Raw genomic sequence first — 21,760 nt, forward strand, 5'->3', positions numbered from 1 at the left:
GTTACGCTCGTAACTACCTGTTCCCACAGGGTAAAGCTGTTCCTGCGAACAAAGCTAACATCGAAAAATTCGAACAGCGTCGCGCTGAGCTGGAAGCCAAGCTGGCTGAAGGTCTGGCCGCTGCGCAAAAACGTGCTGAGCAAATTGCTGCGCTGGAAGAAGTGACTATTGCTTCCAAAGCCGGTGACGAAGGCAAGCTGTTCGGTTCTATCGGTACCCGCGATATCGCCGACGCTATTACCGAAGCCGGTGTTGCTGTCGCTAAGTCTGAAGTGAAGCTGCCAAACGGCACGCTGCGCGAGACTGGCGAGTTCGAAATTGACCTGCAGCTGCACGCTGAAGTCACTGCAACCGTTAAACTGGTTGTTGTTGCTGAAGCCTAAGCCGTCTGGTTGGAAAAAACAGGCAGTCTCCTTCGGAGCTGCCTTTTTTTATGGCTAATTTTTCCTGCCTCGCTTTTTATTCGCTGCACCTCGGGGTAGGATGGCAGGGTTACTTCATCGTATTTTGGAATTATGCAAAAGCAAAAAGATAAGCAGGTTGCTGCCGTAAAAATGCCGCCCCATTCCATCGAAGCCGAACAGTCGGTATTGGGTGGTTTGATGCTGGATAACGAAGCCTGGGATCGGGTGGCGGAAAAAGTGGTGGAGCAGGATTTTTACCTGCGGGCGCACCGGCTGATTTTTAATGCCCTCACCAAGCTTGCCGAACAAAACCAACCCATGGATCTGATCACCGTATCGCAGGCATTGGAGCAAAACCAGAAGCTAGATGATGTAGGTGGCTTTGCCTACCTTGGCGAAATCGCCAAAAACACACCCAGTGCCGCCAATATCCTGGCCTATGCCGAAATTGTGCGCGAACGGGCGGTGATCCGCGACATGATAGGCGTGGCGCACGATATTGCCGATGCCGGCTATGATCCCCAGGGCCGCACCAGTGCCGAGTTGCTGGATTTTGCCGAAACCCGGGTGTTTAAGATTGCAGAACAGCGCGCGAATGCCAACGAAGGGCCTGAGCCTATTCATGACATCCTCAGCAAGACCATTGAAAAAATTGATGAACTGTTCAGTAAGCCCCACAACGGCGTGACCGGGGTGTCGACCGGTTATGTCGACCTGGACAAAATGACCAGTGGTCTACAGCCCTCGGATTTGATTATCGTCGCTGCACGGCCATCCATGGGTAAAACCACCTTTGCGATGAACCTGTGTGAGCATGCCGCTATCACCAGCGATAAACCGGTACTGATTTTCAGCCTGGAGATGCCCTCGGAACAAATTATGATGCGGATGCTGGCCTCGATTGGCCGTATCGATCAAACTCGGATCCGTACTGGCCAGCTGGAAGACGAAGACTGGGCTCGGCTGTCCTCTGCCATTGAGCTACTCAACACCAAAGGCAAGATGTACATCGACGATGCGTCCGGTCTGACACCGACCGAGGTGCGTTCCCGGGCACGGCGGGTAGCGCGTGAGCATGGTGGTCTTAGCATGATCATGGTGGACTACCTGCAGCTGATGACCGTACCTGGCATGAGTGAAAACCGTACCCTGGAGATTGCCGAGATCTCCCGCTCGTTAAAAGCACTGGCCAAAGAGCTGAAAGTTCCGGTGGTGGCTCTGTCACAGCTAAACCGTAGCCTGGAGCAGCGGGCGGATAAGCGGCCAGTGAACTCGGATTTGCGCGAATCCGGCTCCATAGAGCAGGATGCTGATTTAATTATGTTTATCTACCGTGATGAGGTCTACAACGATGACAGCGCCGACAAAGGCTCAGCTGAAATCATCATCGGTAAACAACGGAACGGCCCGATAGGCCGGGTCCGGCTGACCTTCCATGGCCAGTACTCGCGCTTTGACAATTATGCCGGCACCTACCGTTTCGACGAGGATTAACCATGTTGCGTAAACCGGTGGCGCGGATTGATGTGGGAGCACTAAAACACAACCTGGCGCGGGTGCGCGAGGTTGTGCCTGGGGCTAAGGTGCTGGCGGTGCTCAAAGCCAATGCCTATGGCCATGGCATGCTGCAAGTCGCCGAGCAGTTGCAACAAGCCGACGCCTTTGGTGTGGCCCGGCTGGATGAAGCACTGGCGCTTCGGGCTGGCGGAATTGTTAAGCCCATCGTCTTGCTGGAAGGATTTTTTGATGCCGACGAATTGCCGCAGATCGTTGCCAGCAATTTGCAGGTGGTGGTCCATCAGCAAGAGCAAATCGACGCCATTCTGGCCGCAGAACTGGATGCACCGATCCGGGTGTGGCTGAAAATGGATACTGGCATGCACCGGCTTGGCTTGCCGCCAGAGCGCTACCAGGCTGCCTGGCAGGCCTTGTCGCAAAGCCCGAACTGCTTGCCCGGCATCCGGCTGATGTCACACTTCGCTTGCGCCGACGATCTGGAGTGCCCGGATACCATCGAACAATTGCAGCGTTTTAGCACCTGGTCGCAAGGTCTTGCCGGGGAAGTTTCCTTAGCCAACTCAGCGGCTGTACTCGGCTGGCCACAAAGTCATGGCGACTGGGTACGGCCCGGCCTGATGCTCTATGGTGTATCGCCTTTGCTTGGCAAGCAAGGCGCGGAACATGGCTTGCAGCCGGTGATGACGCTGTGTAGCCGGGTTATCGCAGTGCGGGATGTTGCCGCCGGTGAAACCGTTGGCTATGGTTCGGCCTGGCAGGCGCAGCAAGCCACCCGTTTGGCTGTGGTAGCGATTGGCTATGGGGATGGTTATCCGCGTAATGTTCCCAATGGCACGCCTGTTTTGATGCAAGGCCGGCGTTTTCCGATTGTAGGGCGGGTCTCGATGGATATGCTCACCGTCGATATTGGTGATGCTATCATCAGGCCAGGCGAACAAGTGGTGCTGTGGGGGCAAGGCTTGCCAGTGGAAGAGATTGCAGCCCTGGTGGGGACTATTCCCTATGAGCTGCTGTGCAATATTACTCCCAGAGTGGATTTCGTTTACCAGGGCGGCAATTAACCGCCCATATTGTCAAAGCTGACTTCAATATGCACCTTGCCAAACTCAGAGGTAAAGGGCATCAGAATTTTAGGACCATCGCATTTATGGGTAATGGTGTGCTCTTTGCCGGAGACCACCAGCGGTGTGGCCATCGAGAACTCATAGCCTTTTTCACCCAGAATCCGCTTGGCGCCGCCTGTCACCATATTGGTGATTTCACCGACCATATCGGTGACTTCTTCATTAATTTTCGCTGGCCGCTCGCCCAGCATACGAAACATAATTTCCAGCGCCAGTGACTCTTCAAAGGTAATGGAAAAGGAGCCCTTGGTTTCACTGCCCACCATGCCAATTAGGCCGGAGACATCACCCCGCGCCACCTCATCTTTTTTCAGCCGTGGCTGGCCAGGCACGATCTTGGTATTGGCCATGGTGCCCAGCACATTGACCAGGGACGACAGAAATGGATTGACGAATTCAACGTTCATGGAAATTAGGCCTGTCAGGTTAATGTTGATAATTCACAACAAGTTATTGGTTAAGCGTAATAGAGTTTAGCCAATACACAAGTTTTCTGGTACGGCAAAATCAGCTTAATGGTTTGCTTTGCAGCGACTGCAAATGCCATGGGCTTCAATGGTTTGTCGGCTGATACTAAAGCCTTCTTTAGCGGCTTGTTCCGTAAAGGCGTGATCCAGGCTATGCGAGTGCAGCTCGGTGACATGACCGCATTGCTCGCAAATCAGCAGCTGCGCCGGGTGTTGATGATCAAAGTGCTGACACAACATAAAGGCATTGCTGGATTCGATTTTATGGATAAAGCCTTGCTCGGTCAGGAAGTCCAGTGCTCGGTAGATAGTAGCGGGCTTGGCACCTGGTTCGGTTTGCTTTAGCTCTTCCAGCAACTCGTAAGCACCAACCCCGCTTTCGGTCTTTGCCAGCAGGCGAAAAACTTTCTCGCGGATAGCGGTAAAACGACTGCCTTTTTGCATGCAGACTAAACGGGCTTTATCGACCAGAACTTCAACAGACATTGCAGGCTCCTGTATTTCACTCCCTTCAGTTTAACATAGTGCTCTAAAGTTGCATCCGGCAATTTTAGCTGCTTTAGCACCAGGTCATTCAATGGTAAAATAGCCAGCTGTTTTGTTGCCGCCCAGAGAGACTGCTTTGACCGCCGCCATTGACCACACCTTTTCCATAGCCCCAATGTTAGATTGGACTGATCGACATTGTCGCTATTTTCACCGTTTGTTGTCACAGCGGGCGGTGCTTTATACCGAGATGGTCACCACCGGCGCTATTATTCATGGCAAGGGCGATTATCTGGCCTACAACGACGAAGAACATCCGCTGGTACTGCAACTGGGCGGCTCGGATCCTGCGGATATGGCGCATTGCGCCAGGATCGCCGCTGAACGTGGTTACGATGAGGTCAATATCAATGTCGGCTGCCCATCCGATCGGGTGCAAAACGGCATGTTTGGCGCTTGTTTGATGGCGCGGCCTGAGCTGGTTGCTGCTTGCGTCGCTGAAATGCGGCAACAGGCCGATATCCCGGTGACGGTAAAAACCCGTATTGGCATCGACGAGCAAGACAGCTACGAGTTTCTGACCGCCTTGATTGAGCAGTGCGCTGCGGCCGGGTGTGAGCACTTTATCATTCATGCCCGTAAAGCTTGGTTAAAAGGCTTAAGTCCAAAAGAAAACCGCGAGATCCCACCCCTTGATTACCCACGGGTGCATCAGCTCAAGCGGGACTATCCGGATTTAAGCTTTTCATTAAACGGTGGCCTGAAAACCATCGAAGCCTGTCAGCAGCAACTGATTGATTTGGACGGCGTTATGCTAGGCCGTGAGGTCTATACCAATCCCTGGTTGTTAAGCCAGGTTGATGAGCAGCTCTATGGCGAGGCTGCGTTTGCCAAAACGCCTTTTGAAGTGGTAGAGCTGATGATCCCTTATATCGAGCGGCAAATGCAGCAGGGCGCTCGTTTCTGGCAGATTGCCCGTCATATGCTGGGGCTTTTTCAAGGCGTCCCAGGTGCCCGGCAGTGGCGGCGTACCCTCTCCGAGCGCGGGCATTTGCCGGAATCAGGACCTGAATTGCTGTTATCCGCACTGGCTCAGGTGCGCCGCTAAGCGTAGCATTACACAAACCCTCACCCAGTAGTGAATTTGACCAATTCAGTGGTTAAATTCGCTATTGAAGAAACTGTTAGCCTGCTCAGGTTAAATATCGAATTTACGGCATCGTTTTAAGTTATTGTTTTTTAATATTAAAAAATAATTTGAAAACTTGGCACGTCTCTTGAAATACCTAGGTTGTCATTTAGACCAAACAACCAAGGAGAACGACCATGAACACCAAAATGATGCTAACTGCTGCTGTTGTATTCTGTACTACTGCCTTTGCACCTGTACAAGCGAATGAAGTCTCTGTCAGCCAGATTATGGCGGACTTACTGCAAAGGCAAGCCGCCGAACTGCAAGAGCAATTGCGTAACTCCGTGAAGGAAAGCCTGCAGCAAATGGTGGAGCAGTTGGCACCGAAAGTTGCCGAAACCGCTGAATTGCCTGCCGAGCAAAGCAAAGAAGAGGCTGCTGAATAATGCCTTTTGCCGACCAACTGTTACTGCTGTTATTGACGCCAGTATTGAGCATGATCCCTTTGGTCGCTGTATGCTCTTGGCTGTTATCAAATAGGGAAGGTTAAGCCCATGTTTGTAGTACGGGCTTAACCGATGTTTCTGTACCTTCATTTTTCTATCTTCAAACGAAATTCTATTTTCGCATTTTTGACTTTTTCTTCACTGCGCTAAGGCAAAGACTAGTACCCTGGCAGCAGAAAGGATATGCTGTAGTCCTCTGTATTTCATCATAAAGAGGGTTCTATGAAAGCACTTGGCTTATTACTGCTAGGCAGTTTCCTTTTTTTCCTCCCCCCTGTTGCCGCCGTACAACCTGCGAGTATCGAAGCCGATGAGGTGGTGGTGCGTGTGCCTATGCCTGGCCGGACTGTCACAGCGGGTTATCTGACTCTGCACAACCCTAGTGACCAGCTACGCCAACTGGTCGCGGTACACTCAGATGCATTTGCCCGGGTTGAGTTGCACACGCATACGCATGTTGATGGCATGATGCGAATGGTGCAGGTCGATGCAATTGATATTCCAGCGTCTGGCAAAGTGGCGCTTCAGCCCGGTGGTTTGCATTTGATGCTGTTTGAGCCGCAGCAGTCGCTGGAAGAGAATCAGTCTGTACCCTTGCAACTGCAATTTGATGACGGTAGCCAATTGCAGCTAGATGCCCGCTTAGTGATGCCGCCACGGCGTTAAAGGAAGGTGTTATGAAAGCTAAATTTGCCGTTTTCTTAGCCTTGCCTTTGCTGTTAAGCACTGCTGCTCAGGCAGATTTCCTTGCGGTAAAAGTGCAGTTGGATAGCTGGCAAGCCAGCGCAGATGGCGCCTTTGGCCAGACAGGGAGCAGCCTGCCGCAAAATTTTAGCAGTAAGAATCAGCTGAGTTTGGGATTGACTCTGGAGCATCCGATACCATTACTGCCAAACTTGGCTGTCCGTTACCAGAGCCTGAAGCATGTGGGGCGGGTTGAGCTTGCGCAAACCTTCGCGCTGGCCGGACAAAGTTTCCCGATTGGCTCCCAGTTAAGTTCCAAACTAGATCTGTCGCACCTTGATTTGGTGCTTTACTACGAATTGCTGGATAACAATTTGTTTGAGCTGGACTTTGGTGCCATGGTCAAACGCATTGATGGAACTGCCGAAGTTAGCAGTCAGGCCGCACTTCGAAGTGAGCAGAGTGTTAAAGGCAGTATTCCGATGTTGTATGCTGCAACACGGCTGAACCTGGTTGGCACTAGCTGGCAATTCTTTGCACAGGCCAGTGGTGTTACCCCAGGCCGACATCAGGCGCATGATGTATCGGCGGGCTTCGCTTTTCAGTTTATTGATACCATGATGATGGATGGAGCCTTACGGCTTGGTTATCGTGACAGCAAACTGGAGCTCGACAATTTGCAAGGGCTATCCAGCACCATGGATTACTCCGGCGTCTTTTTAGGGCTAGAACTGAGCTTCTGAGTGTAGCGGCCACTGTTATGCTGCTTGTGGGGATGCTTCGATGAATCGATTGCTTGGTATTGGAATGCTGTCGGTGCTGATGTTTACCACCTTTTTGACGTTTTATCAGGTGCACCATCAGGTACGACAAGACTTTCAACAGCAACTAGCGATGATGAATCAGTTGCTGGTCAAAGCAACGACTTTGCTGCTGCTGGATGATGCCGAGCAGGATATCAATGCTTTCTACTCCACGGCACAACATCACGCTGGTTTTCCTGTTTTGTCCATCACTTTGCTGGATGCAAATAAAGAAGTGATCAGCTCCACTGGGCTTGGTACTTTATTGCAGCAGCCGGAGCAAGATTGGTTTGCCGACCAGCACCAAATTCTGTGGTTGCACCATGGCCGCATCCTTTCCAGCCAGCCTTTATTGCTCGATCAGCATGTTAGGGGGTATTTGCTGCTTGAGGCAGGCAATCCACCATTCCCCTGGGCCCTTTGGCTTTGGCAGCTTGTTATCTGGCTATGTTTGCCTTGCTTGCTATTGCTGTGGCTTTGGCGGCGCTCGAACCGGCAGCGTTTGCTGTTGGAGCAAAGCCATCAAGAGCTGGAGCAGGCAATGATATGCTGGCTTGAAGGCGAGTCTGACGTGCCATTGACGCAACAGCATCCAATGACTGGTTTGTTCAATCAGCTCACAGAGCGGATGAAGCAGAAACAACAAGCTCATGCACAGCAAGGGATGGAGCTTGCCAGGCAGTTGGAGGGCATCGAACAATCCAGAGTAGCCTTGCAGCAACAACAACAGCAAGCGAAGCAGGTCATGCAGCAACTTAGCCAGCAGCAAGCTCAGACAGAGCAAGAAACCACTCAGCTGTTACGCTTGCTGGTACAGACAGCGCAACCCTGGCAGTCGTCCTTGCTGCAAGATTTACTGTATACGCGGCAGGGTTCTGTGGCTGCACAGATGAGCTATTTGCCCGACTGGCTGGCACTGCAAGCTGAACAATGGCGTCAGCTTATAAGGCCTGAGCAGACGTTGTTGTTGGAAGAGGATAATCTGGCAACTGAATATCAGCTGCATCTGGCAGCCGACAGCCTGGGACTTTGTTGTCGGGCATTGTTACGTTTAGCTGCACAGCACAGTTGCCATAGCCAGTTGAGTGTGCAATGGCGGCTGGCGGTTGCAAAGCAGGAGTTGTACTTTCGGTTGTTATTAAAAGGGGAGTCCTTACCGGTTGATTTATGCCAGCAACTGGAGATGGCAACTGAACTACCTGCAAAGGAACTGGCACTTGATATTCAGCTATTTAGTTTTGGTTGTAAGCACTTATCTGCCCAGGTGGCGGCCTCGTGTCTTGATGAGTTAGGGAGCTCGATTGAACTTTGTATCCCCTGCCGCTATGAACCCTGTGCGCCACCCAGTCAGATTGCTAAAGTCCATCTACTGGCTGAACCTAAGCTGTTACCCCCTGCTCAGATGCAAAGCCTGAAGTTGGTTTGCCATCAACTACAGCATTACCACAGCCTTGGCGAATGGCACGCCGCACAACCTGAGCCCAACGAGCCGCTGCTGGTGGTGTTGCCGGAGCCACAGCATCAGGAGGCCAGTGGCTACCAGAGTCTATTAGCGAGGCCAGGCTGTCTAGCTTTGTCAACGACCGGTCAACTGGATAGCTGGCAGCCTTTTGCTTCATCACCGGTGCTGCCTTTGCCACAGACTGCATCAGAATTAGCCACTGCTCTGCAACAGCTTGAGGCGTATTCACCTGCGGCGGTCCGTTTACTGGTGGTCGATGACAATGAAACCAACCAAGCGTTTATTCAGGCCATGCTGGCTAGCTTTCCGTTGCAACTTACTGCGGCTATGACAGGACTGCAAGCATTGGACTTATGTCGGCAACAAGTTTTCGATTTAATTCTGATGGACATCCAGTTGCCCGATCTTTCCGGAGTTGAGGTAACCCGACAACTTCGGCAATTAGCTAATTACCAGCAGGTGCCTATCCTTGCTTTTACCGCCCATGCATTACCGGATGAAATTGCTTTGTTCAAACAAGCTGGCATGAATGATGTGGTGATAAAGCCGCTCGATGCACCTAAATTGGCTAATCTGATGAATTGGTGTCGTCCTCGGTCGCCCGGATCCGGTTGACCTCAAAGTGACTGCTAAGAAGCTGCTGCAGCGCCTCCAGGTAGTGCGGTTGTGGTTGCAAATTAAGCAAGGGTAAGAGCTCATCCCCTAGCGGGCTGAATTTGTAATATTGCAATACCAAGCCATTGTGTCTGGCGGTGCAATGCAATCGCTGTTGCTGAATACAGAGCTGAATGCTATCGCCTTTTGCCAGCTCACCACTTTCAATCTCGGCATGGTGCAGTAAGCCAGTGTCCATCAGGCTGAGAATAGCTGGATAACTGAGCTTATATTGGCTCAGATTAAGCAATGCCTTGCCACGGCCAGTCAGTAACTGAAACAGAGATGGCCGACGAAACACACCAAAATAGATACGACCAGATCCTTCGCTGCTATTTCGGCAGCATAAACTTGCTGCCTGCTGCAGTGCCAGCGCCTCTTTGTGGCTCATTTGCTTAAGCATATACAGGGTTTTTAGCGAAAACTGACCTGGTGCTGCAATTTCGCAGGCCAGGATTTTTGCCCACAGCTGTTGCATACTTTGGTTGGCGATATTGAGTGCTAGCTCACAATAATGATGAAACCAATCAGGATCAACGTCTGTTTCTATCACTTGCTCGGGTGCATAATCAGCACTTAACGCTATAATACGTTCCAGATTCAGTTGCTGACGCTCTTGCTGCATCCGCAAGCGACGTTGCAAGCGTTGCGATAAAGGCAGCTGATCCAGCCCGGTTTGCTGGCTGAGTTGCACTCCTGCATAGGCAGCGAGGCGTCGGTATTTCGCAAAAAAGCGCTGTGACCGCTTTGCGCTGCTCGTTGCACCTGTGGCTTTTTTATTGGCTGGCTTGTTGATAGTCTGTGCCGGGGCTGAGACAACAACTGGCTGGCTGCTGGTATTGGGTATTGTCAGCTTACTCATTACAACACACAGTTTTATTGATCTGGTGTTGATACTGGCAGTTGTCTTGCTGAAGTGCAAGCTCTGTCAGCTGGGCTGTTTTTCTGGCCCTGTGATGCACTGCAAAGTGGCATAGCGAGTAATTCAGTGATATTTATAACGATATAGTCGGTAATACATTGCGATTGACGGAACTCTGTATATTATTAATTAAGGAGTTTCGTATTGAGAACGCTCTCTTAATCTAATTCTAGTAGTAACTAAGGATTGTGAATGGTGCCTGAAGCAAACCCAGATGATTTCCTGTTCCTGGCAGACGATGAAGATGCATCGGAAGCAACAGACCATACGGTTGGTGAATGGCAGTTACTTATTGTTGATGACGATGAGGAGATCCATACAGTTACCAAGCTGGCACTTTCTGATGTGGTGGTGGAAGGCCGTAAGCTGGTGTTCCACCATGCCTATTCAGGCAAAGAAGCGGTACAATTCTTACGGGACCATGACAACATTGCTTTAGTATTGTTGGATGTGGTGATGGAAACCGATGATGCTGGCTTGAAGGTGGTGGAGCAAATCCGTGACGAACTCAAGCTGGAAGATACCCGCATCATACTTCGTACCGGCCAGCCTGGTTATGCACCAGAAGAAAGTGTGATCAAAGAATACGACATCAATGATTACAAGACCAAAACAGAGCTGACCCGAAGTAAACTCGTTACCACCATTATTGCCTCGATTCGTTCTTATCAGCAAATTCGTACCATTAACCAGAATCGCATAGGCTTGCAAAAAATTATCAATGCAGGTGCCAACCTACTGGAGCAACACTCGCTGCATGAGTTTTCAGAAGGTGTAGTGACACAGATTGCTTCCTTGATTGGTCTGGATGCTGAAGGGGTACTTTGTGCGCAAATTGAAGATGATGGCAGCAATGCCGATACCATCTATGTACTTGGCGCTGCAGGTCATTATGCTCCATTTATCAAATGTCGGCTCGAACGAATAGACAATAAGCGCATCATTCATCAAATCAACGATTGCTTGCGCAGTAAGCGGAATATTTTTACCGAAAAAGATACTACGCTTTATTTGGGTGCTGAACATCATGGTGCAGCGGTATATCTTGAAACCAACCGTGCTATCGAAGATTTTGACCGTCAGTTGATCGAGGTATTTCTTAGCAATATTTCTGTTGGTTACGAAAATGTCACTTTGTTCCAGCAGTTACGGCATGCAGCCTACATTGACCCTCTCACCAAAACACCTAATCGCAATGAATTCACCTGCCTGCTGGCCGATACCAGACAGCTTGGCGCTCAAGACAGCGTAGCTGTTTTGATTGATATTAACCACTTCTCGGATGTCAATGATGGCTTGGGGCAGGAGGTTGGCAATGAGCTGCTGATTGCGATCACTCAGCGCCTGGTGCAGGAGTTTGGCAATGATGCTCAGATCGGTCGTATCGGTGCCGATGTGTTCGGTATGATTGGCTCGGAGCAGGTATTAACCCCGCAAGCGCTGGATGCACTTTTCCTGGAGCCATTTCAGGCTTCGGAGCATAGTCTGCAGGTAGACGCCACCTATGGTTTTTGCCGCTTGTCCGAAAGTAGTGAGCAGGGGCTGACCATCTTAAAGCATGTCTATATTGCCCTAAACCGGGCAAAGAAAAATATTAGCCGTAATTATGAGTTTTATCAGCAACAGATGGAAGACGAAACCGCTGAACGGTTGGCTTTACTGCGAACTTTACGGCAGGACTTTGCTCAGGATCGCCTGCAGCTGTGGTTTCAGCCCCAGATCTGTCTGAAAAGTCGCAAGGTGATTGGCATGGAAGCTTTGTTGCGCTGGCCGCAGCAAGGTGGTGGTTTCGTTTCACCTGCGGTATTTATTCCCCTGGCTGAGTACTCAGGACTGATTGTCGAAATTGGTGCCTGGGTGCTGCAACAGGCCTGTATGCAGTTAAAAGAACTGGAGAGGCTGGGCTTCAAGGAACTACGTATTGCAGTGAATGTTTCCATGCCGCAGTTTCGCAGCCCGCATTTTGTCGAGTCGGTGATCAACTGTGTCACTGAATACCAGGTCAAGCCGGAGCTGCTGGAGTTGGAAATTACTGAATCGGTCGTAATGGACGATCCTAAAGTGGTGATTTCTGCTTTAAAAGAGCTGCAAAGCTTTGGCATTAAAGTCGCCATTGATGATTTTGGTATTGGCTTTTCATCGCTCAGTTATTTGCAGCAGCTGCCGCTGGACCGGATCAAAATTGACCGGGCTTTTGTCAATGATATTGAAAAACCTAATGGCGCAGCTATCGCAGAAACCATTGTGAACCTAGGCAAGCGCTTGGGCCTTCATACCATTGCCGAGGGTGTCGAAACAGTCGCGCAGGAGCGGGTGATTCTGGCGATGGGCTGTGATGAGGTCCAAGGATTTTTATATGCTAAACCAATGGCCAAAGACGAGCTGTTGGCTTTTATCAAGCAACAAAAAAAGTAAGCCCGCCAGCGCTACTTCACACTAGAAAAAAACCGGCAGAAGCAAGCCGGTTTTTTCTGTGCGATATACAATACCTGGACTGGGCTATACTCTAAACTGGCGTGCTACCTGCTCCAGGCTCTGTGCCAGGTTGGCAAGCTCGCTACTGGCCTTGGCAATGTTATTGGCACTGCTCGAGCTGTGCTCCGTATGGGTATAGATCTCATCGACATGATTGACAATGGTGGTTGCCATTTTTTGTTGATCGACGGTGGCATCGGCAATTTGCTGGTTCATTAAGCGGATTTGATGGATGCTTTGGGTAATCAGCGTTAAAGCTTCGCCAGCCTGATTGGCAGAGGCAACACTTTCATCGGCCTGGCTGGTACTTTGTTCCATCTTCTGTACCGCCGAGCGGGCTGCGCTTTGCAATTGTTCAATGGTTTTCTGAATTTGCTCGGTAGATGCTTGGGTGCGTGATGCCAGAGTGCGAACTTCATCGGCTACCACCGCAAAACCGCGGCCCTGTTCACCGGCACGGGCAGCCTCAATGGCTGCATTGAGCGCCAGCAAGTTGGTTTGCTCAGCGATGCCTTTGATCACATCCAGTACAGCACCTACTTTATTTGCATCATTTTCCAGCTGAGTTATCACCGTTGAAGCTTCCTGGACGTTGCCAGCAAGTCGCTTAATGTTACTTACCGTTTGCTCCACCGTGCTTTGTCCGCGGTTAGCTGCTTCGCCTGAGTCATTGGCGGCATGCGAAGCTTCATTAGCACTGCTGGCTTCAGCCATCACACTGTGGTTCATTTGATCAACTGCCTGGCGGGCCTGATCGGCCGCCTGGCGCTGCACCTGGATGGTTTTGTTGGTATCTTCAGTAAGCTCATTTAAATCTTTTGCCAGCGATGACAGTGGCAAAGCGGTATTCACCACGTCTTTGACGATGCCCTGCAGCTTCTCCATAAAAGTATTAAACCAGTAAGCCAGGTCGCCGAGTTCGTCTTTACTTTGGGTCTTAATGCGCACTGTCAGGTCGCCATCTTCTTTTGCAAGATCGCGCAAGGAAGCAATGATGCTTTTCAGGTTGTTGCGAATACCCGTGACGATTGGAATGGCAGTACCAAACAGCACCACAGTGGTGATCAGGCCCATCAACATGCCAACCATAATCAGGCGGGAGGCTTGCTCACTGGCGGCATCAATGGCTTCGGTGAATTCGGCCTCTTTTACATCACGAAAGTTGGACAGTAACTGTAAGGTCTGTTCGTAATGTTCATTCATCCGCTCACTGCGCTGGGCTAGCGTGGTAAAGTCAGCGGTGTTATTGACCATTTCCTCCGAGATGGTGTAAGCCGCCCGGTAGTAGGTATCAAAACTCTGGTTGATGGTTCGCACTTCCTGAGCAAAGCGTTGATCCAGCTGACTGACGCGTTGCAGGCTCTGGCTCATTTGCTGGGAAAACTGCTGCGCCATCTGTAAGGAGTCTTCGTCGCCGGTGGTAACGGCACTAGCCAGCGACTCGCTGATCCGCTCCAGCAACACCAGGCTATTCTCTGCGGCCTGTAGCACCGGGAATTGCACATCTCTGGTGTTTTCCAGGGTGCGGGCATTATTTTGCGCCGTGGTGGTGGCCAGAGTTAGGTAAATTAAAAAGCTGATGGTACCAATGAGTGGGATCAGGTAGATCTTTTTGGCAATGGATAGTTGCTTCAGGAATTCCATAGAGTGTTAGCCTCTGTCACTTCGGGGGGCTGCTGCTTGTTGTTTTATCAGTATAGTCAGAAAGTTGTGAAGCGCGGCATTGAAAGTAGAAAAAGTTAACAAAAAATGCTTGGCTGGAGCGGTTGGGTGGCAAACTAAACAGCCGGGGCTGAAAACCGCCCCGGCTTTGATAGTGATTACGCCTTATTGGCACGCTCATAGGACGTCAGGATCTCAGCTTTAGCGGCTGCTGCGTCGGCCCAGCCAACAACTTTGACCCACTTGCCTGGCTCCAACTCTTTGTAACGCTCAAAGAAGTGCTGAATTTGCTGCTTCAGCAGCTCTGGCACATCGTTGATGTCCTGAATATGATCGTACAGCTTGGTCAGTTTGCTGACCGGTACCGCAATGACTTTGGCATCTTCACCGGACTCATCCGACATATTCAGCACACCAACCGGACGACACTTGATCACCGCGCCTGGCACCAATGGGTAAGGCGTTGGCACCAGCACATCGACCGGATCACCATCCAGCGACAGCGTTTGGTTGACGAAGCCGTAGTTGCACGGATAGAACATCGGGGTGGACATAAAGCGGTCTACCCAGACCGTTCCCGTGTCTTTGTCCACTTCGTATTTAATGGGATCGGCATTGGCCGGAATTTCAATGATGACATTGATTTCATCGGGCAGGTTCTTGCCTGCTGTTACATCGCTTAAGCTCATGATGGTGTCCTAATTGGTGAATGAAATGTCGGCTATTATAGCGATAGCCATCAAAATGGCTATCCTCAATTGGTCTTAACCAGTTACTGCTGGGTTACAGCGGCTTTTTGGTGATAGCCAAGGCAAGTTTCTACCTCATGGCGCGAGCCCAAAATGACCGCTACCCGCTGGTGTATGTCGTCTGGTTGAATATCCAGAATACGCTCGGTGCCGGTGATACTCAGGCCTCCAGCTTGTTCTATCAGCAGGCTCATCGGGTTGGCTTCGTACATCAGTCGTAATTTATAGGGTTTTTTCGTATCTTTGTTGTCGGCTGGGTAGGCAAAAATACCACCACGGCACAAAATACGATGCACATCACCGACCATGGCCGCAATCCACCGCATGTTGTAATTCTTGCCGCGCGGACCTTCTTTACCTAGCAGCAAATCCTGAATGTATCCTTGCATCGGCGGCTGCCAAAAGCGCTGGTTCGACATATTGATGGCAAATTCCGAGGTGTATTTGGGCAAGGTGACCTTGTCTTCTGTCAGCAAAAAGCCGCCGTAGGTTTTATCCAATGTATACATCCGGGTGCCCTTGCCGGTGGTCAGTGCTAGCATGGTGGAAGGTCCGTACAGCACATAACCAGCCGCAACCTGGGCCGTGCCTGGTTGCAAGAACATGCTGGCATCGTCGGCGTCTTTATCTGCTGGCGCTGGCAAAATGGAGAAAATGGTACCAATCAGGCTGTTGATATCGGTATTGGAAGAGCCATCCAGCGGGTCAAAGGTCACCAGGTAGCGGCCTCTGGGATTACCGGCGATAATGTCGTCTTCTTCTTCCGAGCTGATGGCTTTGACCACACCGGTTTCCAAAATCACTTCTTTGAGCAATTCATTGGCAATCACATCCAGCTTTTTTTGCGTTTCACCCTGGACGTTTTCCGACAAGGTTGAGCCAAGCACACCGGCCAGTTCCCCCTGGCTAACGCGAAAGGAGATTTCACGGCAGGCGGCCAGAATGGTTTTTATCAGGGAAATCAGGTCGCTATCGACACCGTCTTGCTGCAGGACCGGGGAGATACGGCGCATGGGGGATTCCTTTTTTACTGTGTAGGTGAGGTACTTGTATTTTTACCTTCTAGTTTAAAGAATTTTTGCCAAAATTGCAGTTTCAATCGCAGCAAGCCGCAGTTTTGTTACAATGGGCGTCATCTGCATTAAGAGTTGACGGCATGCACATTCACATTCTGGGAATTTGTGGCACCTTTATGGGTGGCATCGCGGCACTGGCCAAAGCACTGGGACACCGGGTAACTGGCTCGGATAGCAATGTCTATCCACCGATGAGTACTCAGTTGGAAGCACTGGGTATCGGGCTGACCAGTGGTTTTGAACCGGACCAGCTGGAACCTGCGCCTGATTTGGTGATTATTGGCAATGCTTTATCACGCGGTAACCCATGTGTGGAAGCGGTGCTGGAGCGGCAATTGCCTTACACGTCCGGCGCGCAGTGGCTGTCGGAGCAGGTGTTGCAGCAGCGCTGGGTACTGGCGGTGGCAGGTACTCACGGCAAAACTACCGGCAGCAGCATGCTGGCCTGGATTTTAGAGCAGGCTGGTTTACAACCCGGCTTTTTGATTGGCGGGGTGCCGCCTCAGTTTGGTGTCTCGGCCCGTTTGGGGGAAAGCCCATTTTTTGTAATTGAAGCCGATGAATACGATACAGCGTTTTTTGATAAACGCTCTAAATTTGTGCATTACCGTCCGCGCACTTTAGTGATCAATAATTTGGAATACGATCATGCGGATATCTTCCCCGATTTAGCGGCCATTCAGCGTCAGTTTCATCATCTGATCCGCACAGTACCGGCCAGTGGCCTGATCCTGACGCCGCAGGCAGAGCCGGCCATAGAACAGATGCTGGCCGAGGGCTGCTGGAGTGAGCGCCAAAGCTATGCAGCTCAACGCAATACGGCTCAAAGCAGTGCTCAGGCGGCGGAAGCGCAGTGGCACAGCCGGTTGCTGAAAGCCGATGGTTCGGCTTTTTCAGTGCTGCTGCAGGGTGAGTTGCAAGTCGAGGTGCAAGGTGAAGTGCACTGGGGTTTGCTGGGCCAGCACAATGTTGATAACGCCATGATGGCTATTGCGGCTGCCCGCCATGTCGGTGTGCCAGTCAGCGTCGCTATTGAAGCACTGTGCAGTTTTCAGGCACCGAAACGACGACTGGAGCTGCTTACCGAGGCGGGTGGGGTGCGTTTGTACGATGATTTCGCTCATCATCCCACCGCCATTCAAACGACCTTACAGGCGCTGCGGGCCAAAGTGGGCCAAAGCCGTATTTTGGCCGTACTGGAAGCGCGCTCCAACACCATGAAACGTGGGGTACATCAACAGGCACTGCCAGCAGCGTTGGCGGCTGCCGATCAGGTGTTTATTTTTCAGGCCAAAGGTGCCGCCGATGGCATGCAGCAAGTGGCCGCTGCTTTGGGGCCTAAAGCCCGGCTGTATGATGAGCTTGCCGATTTAGAGCAGGCGGTGCTGGCAGAGCTTCAACGAGGTGACCAGCTGCTGGTGATGAGTAATGGTGGCTTTGGTGGTTTGCATCAACGGCTGCGCCTGGCCATCGAATTAAGGGAAACAGAGCATGTCGGATAAACCAATACAGCAAATCACCCTGGCCTTTACCGGCGCCAGCGGTGCGCCTTACGGCTGGCGTTTGTTGCAGTGCTTATTGCAGCAGCAAGTGCAGGTGCATTTATTGATTTCGAGCGCTGCCCGGGTGGTGTTTGCCACCGAGCACGGCACCAAGCTGTCGGCAGCTCCGGAGAAATGCCAGGCGCAACTGGTTGAATTGCTGCAGTGTCCGCCCCACTTACTGAAAGTCTATGGCAAAGATGACTGGTTTTCGCCGGTAGCCTCAGGCTCGGCAGCGCCTAAGCAGATGGTGGTGTGCCCCTGCTCAACCGGTACCCTGGCCGCTATTGCCAATGGTGCCAGCGAGAATCTGATTGAGCGTGCCGCCGATGTGGTGCTGAAAGAACGTGGCCAGCTCATTTTGGTACCGCGGGAAAGCCCGCTCAATGCCATTCATTTGGAGCATATGCTTAAGCTGGCCCGGCTCGGCGTGACCATTATGCCGGCAGCCCCCGGTTTTTATCATAACCCAAGCTCGATTGACGATTTGGTGGACTTTATGGTGGCCAGAATGCTGGATCATTTGGGGTTGGAACAACAACTGTTGGCCCGCTGGGGTTATCAGGGAGAAGCGCATTGACACTGGCACTGAATATTAAGCAACTGAGCAAGACCTACAAAAACAAGGTCGAGGCGCTCAAAGGCATCGATCTGGAAGTCAAACAAGGCGACTTTTTTGCTTTACTCGGGCCAAACGGTGCCGGTAAAAGCACCACCATTGGTGTCATCAGCTCGCTGGTCAATAAAAGCGGTGGTACCGTCGAGGTATTTGGTCACAATATCGACCAACAGTTGGAACTGGCCAAAAGCCAGCTCGGGCTGGTGCCGCAGGAATTTAATTTCAATCAGTTTGAAACCGTACTGCAAATTGTGGTGAATCAGGCCGGTTACTATGGGGTGCCAAAGAAACTTGCCCTGGTTCGCGCCGAAACATACCTGAGCCAGCTGGGCCTTTGGGAGAAGCGCGACAGCCGGGCCCGCGAGCTGTCCGGTGGTATGAAGCGCCGGCTGATGATTGCCCGGGCTTTGATGCATGAGCCAAAGCTGCTGATCCTGGATGAGCCGACCGCCGGGGTGGATATCGAGCTGCGCCGCTCCATGTGGGAGTTTTTACGCCGCATCAACCAGCAGGGCGTCACCATTATCCTGACCACCCATTATCTGGAAGAAGCCGAGATGCTGTGCCGCAACATCGCCATCATCGATCAGGGCCAGATCATTGAAAACACCAGCATCAAAGCCTTGCTTAGCAAGCTGAGTCAGGAAACCTTTGTGCTGGATGTGGATACTAACCCGGCAGAACTGCAGCTGGACGGTTTTCATTACCGGTTGCTGGACGATCACAGCCTGGAAGTCGATGTGGAAAAATCAGCCGGTTTAAACGATATCTTTAGCCGCTTAACCGAACAAAAAGTCAAGGTGCTATCCATGCGCAACAAAGCCAACCGGCTGGAAGAGCTGTTTGTAAAATTGGTCGAGCAAGGGCGGGGAGAGCAAAGCGCATGAGCCAACAGACATTCTCCAAAGCCAACTATCTGGTAGCACTGAGAAGTATTTTAAATAAAGAAACCAACCGTTTCCTACGCATTTGGGTGCAAACCCTGGTGCCGCCAGCCATCACCATGACGCTGTATTTTGTGATTTTTGGCAGCCTGATTGGTTCACGCATTGGTGAAATGGGCGGCTTTAGTTACATGGAGTTTATCGTGCCTGGCCTGATTATGATGTCGGTGATCACCAGCTCCTACGCCAATGTGGCCTCTTCGTTTTTCAGTGCCAAGTTTCAGCGCAATGTCGAAGAGCTTTTGGTGGCGCCGGTGCCCAATTACATCATTGTACTGGGCTATGTCGGTGGCGGCATGGCGCGCGGTATCCTGGTTGGGTTGATTGTCACCCTGGTGTCCTTGCTGTTTGTTTCGGTGCAACTGCATAACCTGGCCGTTATTGTGCTGACGGTGTTTTTGACCTCAATGGTGTTTGCTCTGGGCGGACTGATTAATGCGGTTTACGCCAAAACCTTTGACGATATCAGCATTATCCCGACCTTTGTGCTGACGCCACTGACTTATCTGGGCGGGGTGTTTTACTCGCTGCAATTGCTGCCTGGTTTCTGGCAGCAGGTCGCGGCGCTCAACCCTGTGGTGTACATGGTCAATGCCTTTCGCTTTGGCTTTTTAGGTATCAGCGATGTCAGTCTGTGGCTGGCCTTTGGTCTCTTGTTGCTGTTGATTGTGCTACTGTTTAGTTATGCGATGGTTTTGATCAACAAAGGCATTGGCTTACGCAGCTAGTGTGGATGCGCATGTGGCTTGATATTCGGCAAAGCAGATAGCCGGGGGTTGCAGTTTTTTGCAGACTTTTGGCATGGCATGCAGTAAAGTGAATGCCCTTTTTTGTGGCACCCGTACCGGCCAAAGAGCCGGCGTCAAAGAGCAGGATAGATGTGAGTAAACGGCAGGCGACAGCATCGGAAGAAGCACTCTGGCGGATTTTTACCGTGCCGGAAGCGCCGGATTCCACGCTCAGCAAAATTGAGCAGAACATTTCGCAGAATCTGGCCGGATTCCTGCGCGAAAGCATCGTGGCGGTGGAAAAACCACTGTGGCAAATCGAGCGTGACTTTCAGGATTTCCAGATCCCACTGGCACCACAATTTGTCTCCGATTACGCCGATGCCATGATGGAAAAGCTGGTAGCGCACTCGGTGCATACCGCTTCACCAAGCTTTATTGGCCATATGACCTCGGCCTTGCCGTATTTTGTACTGCCGCTGTCTAAAATGATGGTGGGGCTGAATCAGAACCTGGTCAAAATCGAAACCTCCAAAGCCTTTACCCCGCTGGAGCGTCAGGTGCTCGGTATGATGCATCATCTGGTGTATCAGCAAGACGCCAGCTTTTACAACAAGTGGATGCACAGTGCCAATCATGCGCTGGGTGCTTTTTGTTCGGGCGGTACCATTGCCAACATCAGCGCGCTCTGGATAGCACGTAACCGCTTGTTGGGGCCGGATGGTGATTTTCGTGGCATTGCCCGTGAAGGCTTATTCCGCGCGATGAAGCACTACGGCTATGATGGCCTGGCGGTGTTGGTATCGGAGCGTGGGCATTACTCGCTTGGCAAAGCCACCGATGTGCTGGGCCTGGGCCGCGATGATTTGATTGCGGTGAAAACCGATGGCAACAACAAGGTCGATATGGCCGAGATGCGCCGGGTTTGTGCGGAGCTAAAAGCGAAAAACATCCGTGTGCTGGCGGTGATTGGCGTGGCCGGCACCACTGAGACCGGCAACATTGATCCCTTGCACCAGCTGGCCGATTTAGCAGAAGAATTGCAGTGCTGTTTTCATGTTGATGCCGCCTGGGGCGGCGCCACTCTGTTGTCGGAAAAATACCGGCCACTGCTGGCTGGCATTGAGCGGGCCGATTCGGTCACCATCGATGCCCACAAACAGATGTATGTGCCGATGGGAGCCGGCATGGTGGTGTTTAAAGACCCCTCCAGTGCTCATGCCATCGAGCACCACGCTGAGTACATTTTGCGCAAAGGCTCAAAGGATTTAGGTAGCCAGACGCTGGAAGGCTCCCGCCCCGGCATGGCGATGCTGGTGCATGCCTGTTTGCAGGTGATTGGCCGCGATGGCTACGAAATTCTGATCAACCGCAGCCTGGAAAAAGCCCGTTACTTTGCTGGCCTGATTAAAGCGCACAGCGAATTTGAGCTTATCACCGAGCCGGAGCTATGCCTGCTGACTTACCGTTATGTGCCGGCTGAAGTACAGTTGGCTTTGCATAAAGCCAGCCCGGAGCAGCGCGAGAAAATCAACGAGCTGCTGAACAGCCTGACCAAATTTATCCAGAAGCGGCAACGCGAGCAGGGCAAGTCGTTTGTGTCCCGTACCCGCTTAATGCCAGAACAGTACCAACGCCAGGAAATGATCGTCTTTCGGGTGGTGCTGGCCAACCCGCTGACCACACAGGATATTCTGCACGATATTTTGCAGGAGCAAACCGAAATTGCCCGGCAAAGCCGTCAGGTCTACCCCAAACTGATGCAATGGGTCAAAGAGCTGGCTGCCTGAGCCCGCAGGGGTTA

The 21,760-nt window shown here is 51.6% G+C and carries 20 protein-coding genes; 14 read left to right on the forward strand and 6 right to left on the reverse strand.

Annotated features, from left to right (window positions below):
- From rplI to alr, 3 genes are all read left to right on the forward strand, one after another.
- The coding region (gene rplI, locus JJU14_RS12330; RefSeq protein WP_228613969.1) for a 50S ribosomal protein L9 at nt 1–383 on the forward strand (383 nt) is incomplete at its 5' end.
- 132 nt (nt 384–515) lie between these two features.
- Complete coding sequence (dnaB, locus tag JJU14_RS12335; protein WP_228613971.1) at nt 516–1,898, forward strand: replicative DNA helicase; 1,383 nt, start codon at nt 516–518, stop codon at nt 1,896–1,898.
- Between the two features lie 2 nt (nt 1,899–1,900).
- Complete coding sequence (alr, locus tag JJU14_RS12340) at nt 1,901–2,983, forward strand: alanine racemase (RefSeq protein WP_228613973.1); 1,083 nt, start codon at nt 1,901–1,903, stop codon at nt 2,981–2,983.
- On the opposite strand, the gene JJU14_RS12345 is transcribed toward alr, so the two are convergent.
- Together JJU14_RS12345 and JJU14_RS12350 are read right to left on the reverse strand one after the other, a co-directional pair.
- Nucleotides 2,980–3,453: a chemotaxis protein CheX gene (locus JJU14_RS12345; protein WP_228613975.1), complete on the reverse strand. Its 474-nt coding sequence runs from the start codon at nt 3,451–3,453 to the stop codon at nt 2,980–2,982. The two genes, alr and JJU14_RS12345, sit on opposite strands and share 4 nt — an antisense overlap.
- Nucleotides 3,454–3,558: 105 nt before the next feature.
- Nucleotides 3,559–3,999, reverse strand: a complete 441-nt coding sequence (locus tag JJU14_RS12350) for a transcriptional repressor (RefSeq protein WP_228613977.1) — start codon at nt 3,997–3,999, stop codon at nt 3,559–3,561.
- A 115-nt stretch (nt 4,000–4,114) separates the two neighbouring features.
- Between JJU14_RS12350 and dusA the strand changes: the two genes are divergently transcribed.
- From dusA to JJU14_RS12375, 5 genes are all read left to right on the forward strand, one after another.
- Nucleotides 4,115–5,107, forward strand: coding sequence for a tRNA dihydrouridine(20/20a) synthase DusA (gene dusA, locus JJU14_RS12355; protein WP_300976229.1), 993 nt, complete (start codon nt 4,115–4,117; stop codon nt 5,105–5,107).
- 218 nt (nt 5,108–5,325) lie between these two features.
- Nucleotides 5,326–5,577 carry a hypothetical protein gene (locus JJU14_RS12360; RefSeq protein WP_228613981.1) on the forward strand — a complete coding sequence of 84 codons (252 nt, stop codon included), beginning with the start codon at nt 5,326–5,328 and terminating at the stop codon, nt 5,575–5,577.
- Nucleotides 5,578–5,859: 282 nt separating this feature from the next.
- Complete coding sequence (locus JJU14_RS12365; protein ID WP_228613983.1) at nt 5,860–6,303, forward strand: copper chaperone PCu(A)C; 444 nt, start codon at nt 5,860–5,862, stop codon at nt 6,301–6,303.
- Nucleotides 6,304–6,314: 11 nt separating this feature from the next.
- Nucleotides 6,315–7,064, forward strand: coding sequence for a TIGR04219 family outer membrane beta-barrel protein (locus tag JJU14_RS12370; RefSeq protein ID WP_228613985.1), 750 nt, complete (start codon nt 6,315–6,317; stop codon nt 7,062–7,064).
- A 40-nt stretch (nt 7,065–7,104) separates the two neighbouring features.
- Nucleotides 7,105–9,201 (forward strand): response regulator, encoded by a 2,097-nt coding sequence (locus tag JJU14_RS12375; RefSeq protein WP_228613987.1) that lies wholly within the window; start codon nt 7,105–7,107, stop codon nt 9,199–9,201.
- Here JJU14_RS12375 and JJU14_RS12380 read toward each other — a convergent pair.
- A complete protein-coding gene (locus JJU14_RS12380) occupies nt 9,155–10,102 on the reverse strand; it encodes a TIGR03899 family protein (RefSeq protein ID WP_228613989.1) in 948 nt (315 codons plus the stop codon). The genes JJU14_RS12375 and JJU14_RS12380 overlap by 47 nt on opposite strands.
- Nucleotides 10,103–10,354: 252 nt before the next feature.
- On the opposite strand from JJU14_RS12380, the gene JJU14_RS12385 reads away from it, so the two are divergent.
- Complete coding sequence (locus tag JJU14_RS12385) at nt 10,355–12,577, forward strand: EAL domain-containing protein (protein WP_228613991.1); 2,223 nt, start codon at nt 10,355–10,357, stop codon at nt 12,575–12,577.
- An 84-nt stretch (nt 12,578–12,661) separates the two neighbouring features.
- Here the strand turns inward: JJU14_RS12385 and JJU14_RS12390 are convergent, their stop codons facing one another.
- The 3 genes from JJU14_RS12390 to JJU14_RS12400 form a co-directional block, all read right to left on the reverse strand.
- On the reverse strand, nt 12,662–14,281 hold the full coding sequence (locus JJU14_RS12390) for a methyl-accepting chemotaxis protein (protein ID WP_228613993.1): 1,620 nt from the start codon (nt 14,279–14,281) through the stop codon (nt 12,662–12,664).
- A 176-nt stretch (nt 14,282–14,457) separates the two neighbouring features.
- Nucleotides 14,458–14,988 (reverse strand): inorganic diphosphatase, encoded by a 531-nt coding sequence (ppa, locus tag JJU14_RS12395; RefSeq protein ID WP_091338213.1) that lies wholly within the window; start codon nt 14,986–14,988, stop codon nt 14,458–14,460.
- Nucleotides 14,989–15,071: 83 nt separating this feature from the next.
- Nucleotides 15,072–16,061: a class 1 fructose-bisphosphatase gene (locus tag JJU14_RS12400; protein ID WP_228613995.1), complete on the reverse strand. Its 990-nt coding sequence runs from the start codon at nt 16,059–16,061 to the stop codon at nt 15,072–15,074.
- Between the two features lie 143 nt (nt 16,062–16,204).
- On the opposite strand from JJU14_RS12400, the gene mpl reads away from it, so the two are divergent.
- The 5 genes from mpl to panP all read left to right on the forward strand — a co-directional run bounded on the left by mpl (nt 16,205) and on the right by panP (nt 21,746).
- The gene (gene mpl, locus JJU14_RS12405; protein WP_228613997.1) at nt 16,205–17,626 is read left to right on the forward strand and encodes a UDP-N-acetylmuramate:L-alanyl-gamma-D-glutamyl-meso-diaminopimelate ligase; all 1,422 of its coding nucleotides are present in this window, start codon (nt 16,205–16,207) and stop codon (nt 17,624–17,626) included.
- Nucleotides 17,616–18,245, forward strand: a complete 630-nt coding sequence (locus JJU14_RS12410) for a flavin prenyltransferase UbiX (protein ID WP_228613999.1) — start codon at nt 17,616–17,618, stop codon at nt 18,243–18,245. The genes mpl and JJU14_RS12410 overlap by 11 nt, the downstream gene beginning before the upstream one ends.
- The gene (locus tag JJU14_RS12415) at nt 18,242–19,171 is read left to right on the forward strand and encodes an ABC transporter ATP-binding protein (RefSeq protein ID WP_228614001.1); all 930 of its coding nucleotides are present in this window, start codon (nt 18,242–18,244) and stop codon (nt 19,169–19,171) included. The genes JJU14_RS12410 and JJU14_RS12415 overlap by 4 nt, the downstream gene beginning before the upstream one ends.
- Complete coding sequence (locus JJU14_RS12420; protein ID WP_228614003.1) at nt 19,168–19,956, forward strand: ABC transporter permease; 789 nt, start codon at nt 19,168–19,170, stop codon at nt 19,954–19,956. The genes JJU14_RS12415 and JJU14_RS12420 overlap by 4 nt, the downstream gene beginning before the upstream one ends.
- Before the next feature lie 92 nt (nt 19,957–20,048).
- Nucleotides 20,049–21,746, forward strand: coding sequence for a pyridoxal-dependent aspartate 1-decarboxylase PanP (panP, locus tag JJU14_RS12425; protein ID WP_228614005.1), 1,698 nt, complete (start codon nt 20,049–20,051; stop codon nt 21,744–21,746).
- Nucleotides 21,747–21,760 lie beyond the last annotated feature (14 nt).

The organism is Alkalimonas sp. (assembly GCF_020831925.1).
Classification (GTDB): domain Bacteria; phylum Pseudomonadota; class Gammaproteobacteria; order Enterobacterales; family Alteromonadaceae; genus Alkalimonas.

Coding starts and splice junctions, on each gene's coding strand:
- JJU14_RS12385 (WP_228613991.1), top strand. CDS start 10,355: ATGGTGCCTGAAGCAAACCCAGATGATTTCCTGTTCCTGGCAGACGAT.
- JJU14_RS12365 (WP_228613983.1), top strand. CDS start 5,860: ATGAAAGCACTTGGCTTATTACTGCTAGGCAGTTTCCTTTTTTTCCTC.
- JJU14_RS12390 (WP_228613993.1), bottom strand. CDS start 14,281: ATGGAATTCCTGAAGCAACTATCCATTGCCAAAAAGATCTACCTGATC.
- JJU14_RS12360 (WP_228613981.1), top strand. CDS start 5,326: ATGAACACCAAAATGATGCTAACTGCTGCTGTTGTATTCTGTACTACT.
- ppa (WP_091338213.1), bottom strand. CDS start 14,988: ATGAGCTTAAGCGATGTAACAGCAGGCAAGAACCTGCCCGATGAAATC.
- JJU14_RS12380 (WP_228613989.1), bottom strand. CDS start 10,102: ATGAGTAAGCTGACAATACCCAATACCAGCAGCCAGCCAGTTGTTGTC.
- panP (WP_228614005.1), top strand. CDS start 20,049: ATGCCCTTTTTTGTGGCACCCGTACCGGCCAAAGAGCCGGCGTCAAAG.
- JJU14_RS12375 (WP_228613987.1), top strand. CDS start 7,105: ATGAATCGATTGCTTGGTATTGGAATGCTGTCGGTGCTGATGTTTACC.
- JJU14_RS12400 (WP_228613995.1), bottom strand. CDS start 16,061: ATGCGCCGTATCTCCCCGGTCCTGCAGCAAGACGGTGTCGATAGCGAC.
- JJU14_RS12420 (WP_228614003.1), top strand. CDS start 19,168: ATGAGCCAACAGACATTCTCCAAAGCCAACTATCTGGTAGCACTGAGA.
- alr (WP_228613973.1), top strand. CDS start 1,901: ATGTTGCGTAAACCGGTGGCGCGGATTGATGTGGGAGCACTAAAACAC.
- dnaB (WP_228613971.1), top strand. CDS start 516: ATGCAAAAGCAAAAAGATAAGCAGGTTGCTGCCGTAAAAATGCCGCCC.
- JJU14_RS12350 (WP_228613977.1), bottom strand. CDS start 3,999: ATGTCTGTTGAAGTTCTGGTCGATAAAGCCCGTTTAGTCTGCATGCAA.
- JJU14_RS12345 (WP_228613975.1), bottom strand. CDS start 3,453: ATGAACGTTGAATTCGTCAATCCATTTCTGTCGTCCCTGGTCAATGTG.
- JJU14_RS12410 (WP_228613999.1), top strand. CDS start 17,616: ATGTCGGATAAACCAATACAGCAAATCACCCTGGCCTTTACCGGCGCC.
- mpl (WP_228613997.1), top strand. CDS start 16,205: ATGCACATTCACATTCTGGGAATTTGTGGCACCTTTATGGGTGGCATC.
- JJU14_RS12370 (WP_228613985.1), top strand. CDS start 6,315: ATGAAAGCTAAATTTGCCGTTTTCTTAGCCTTGCCTTTGCTGTTAAGC.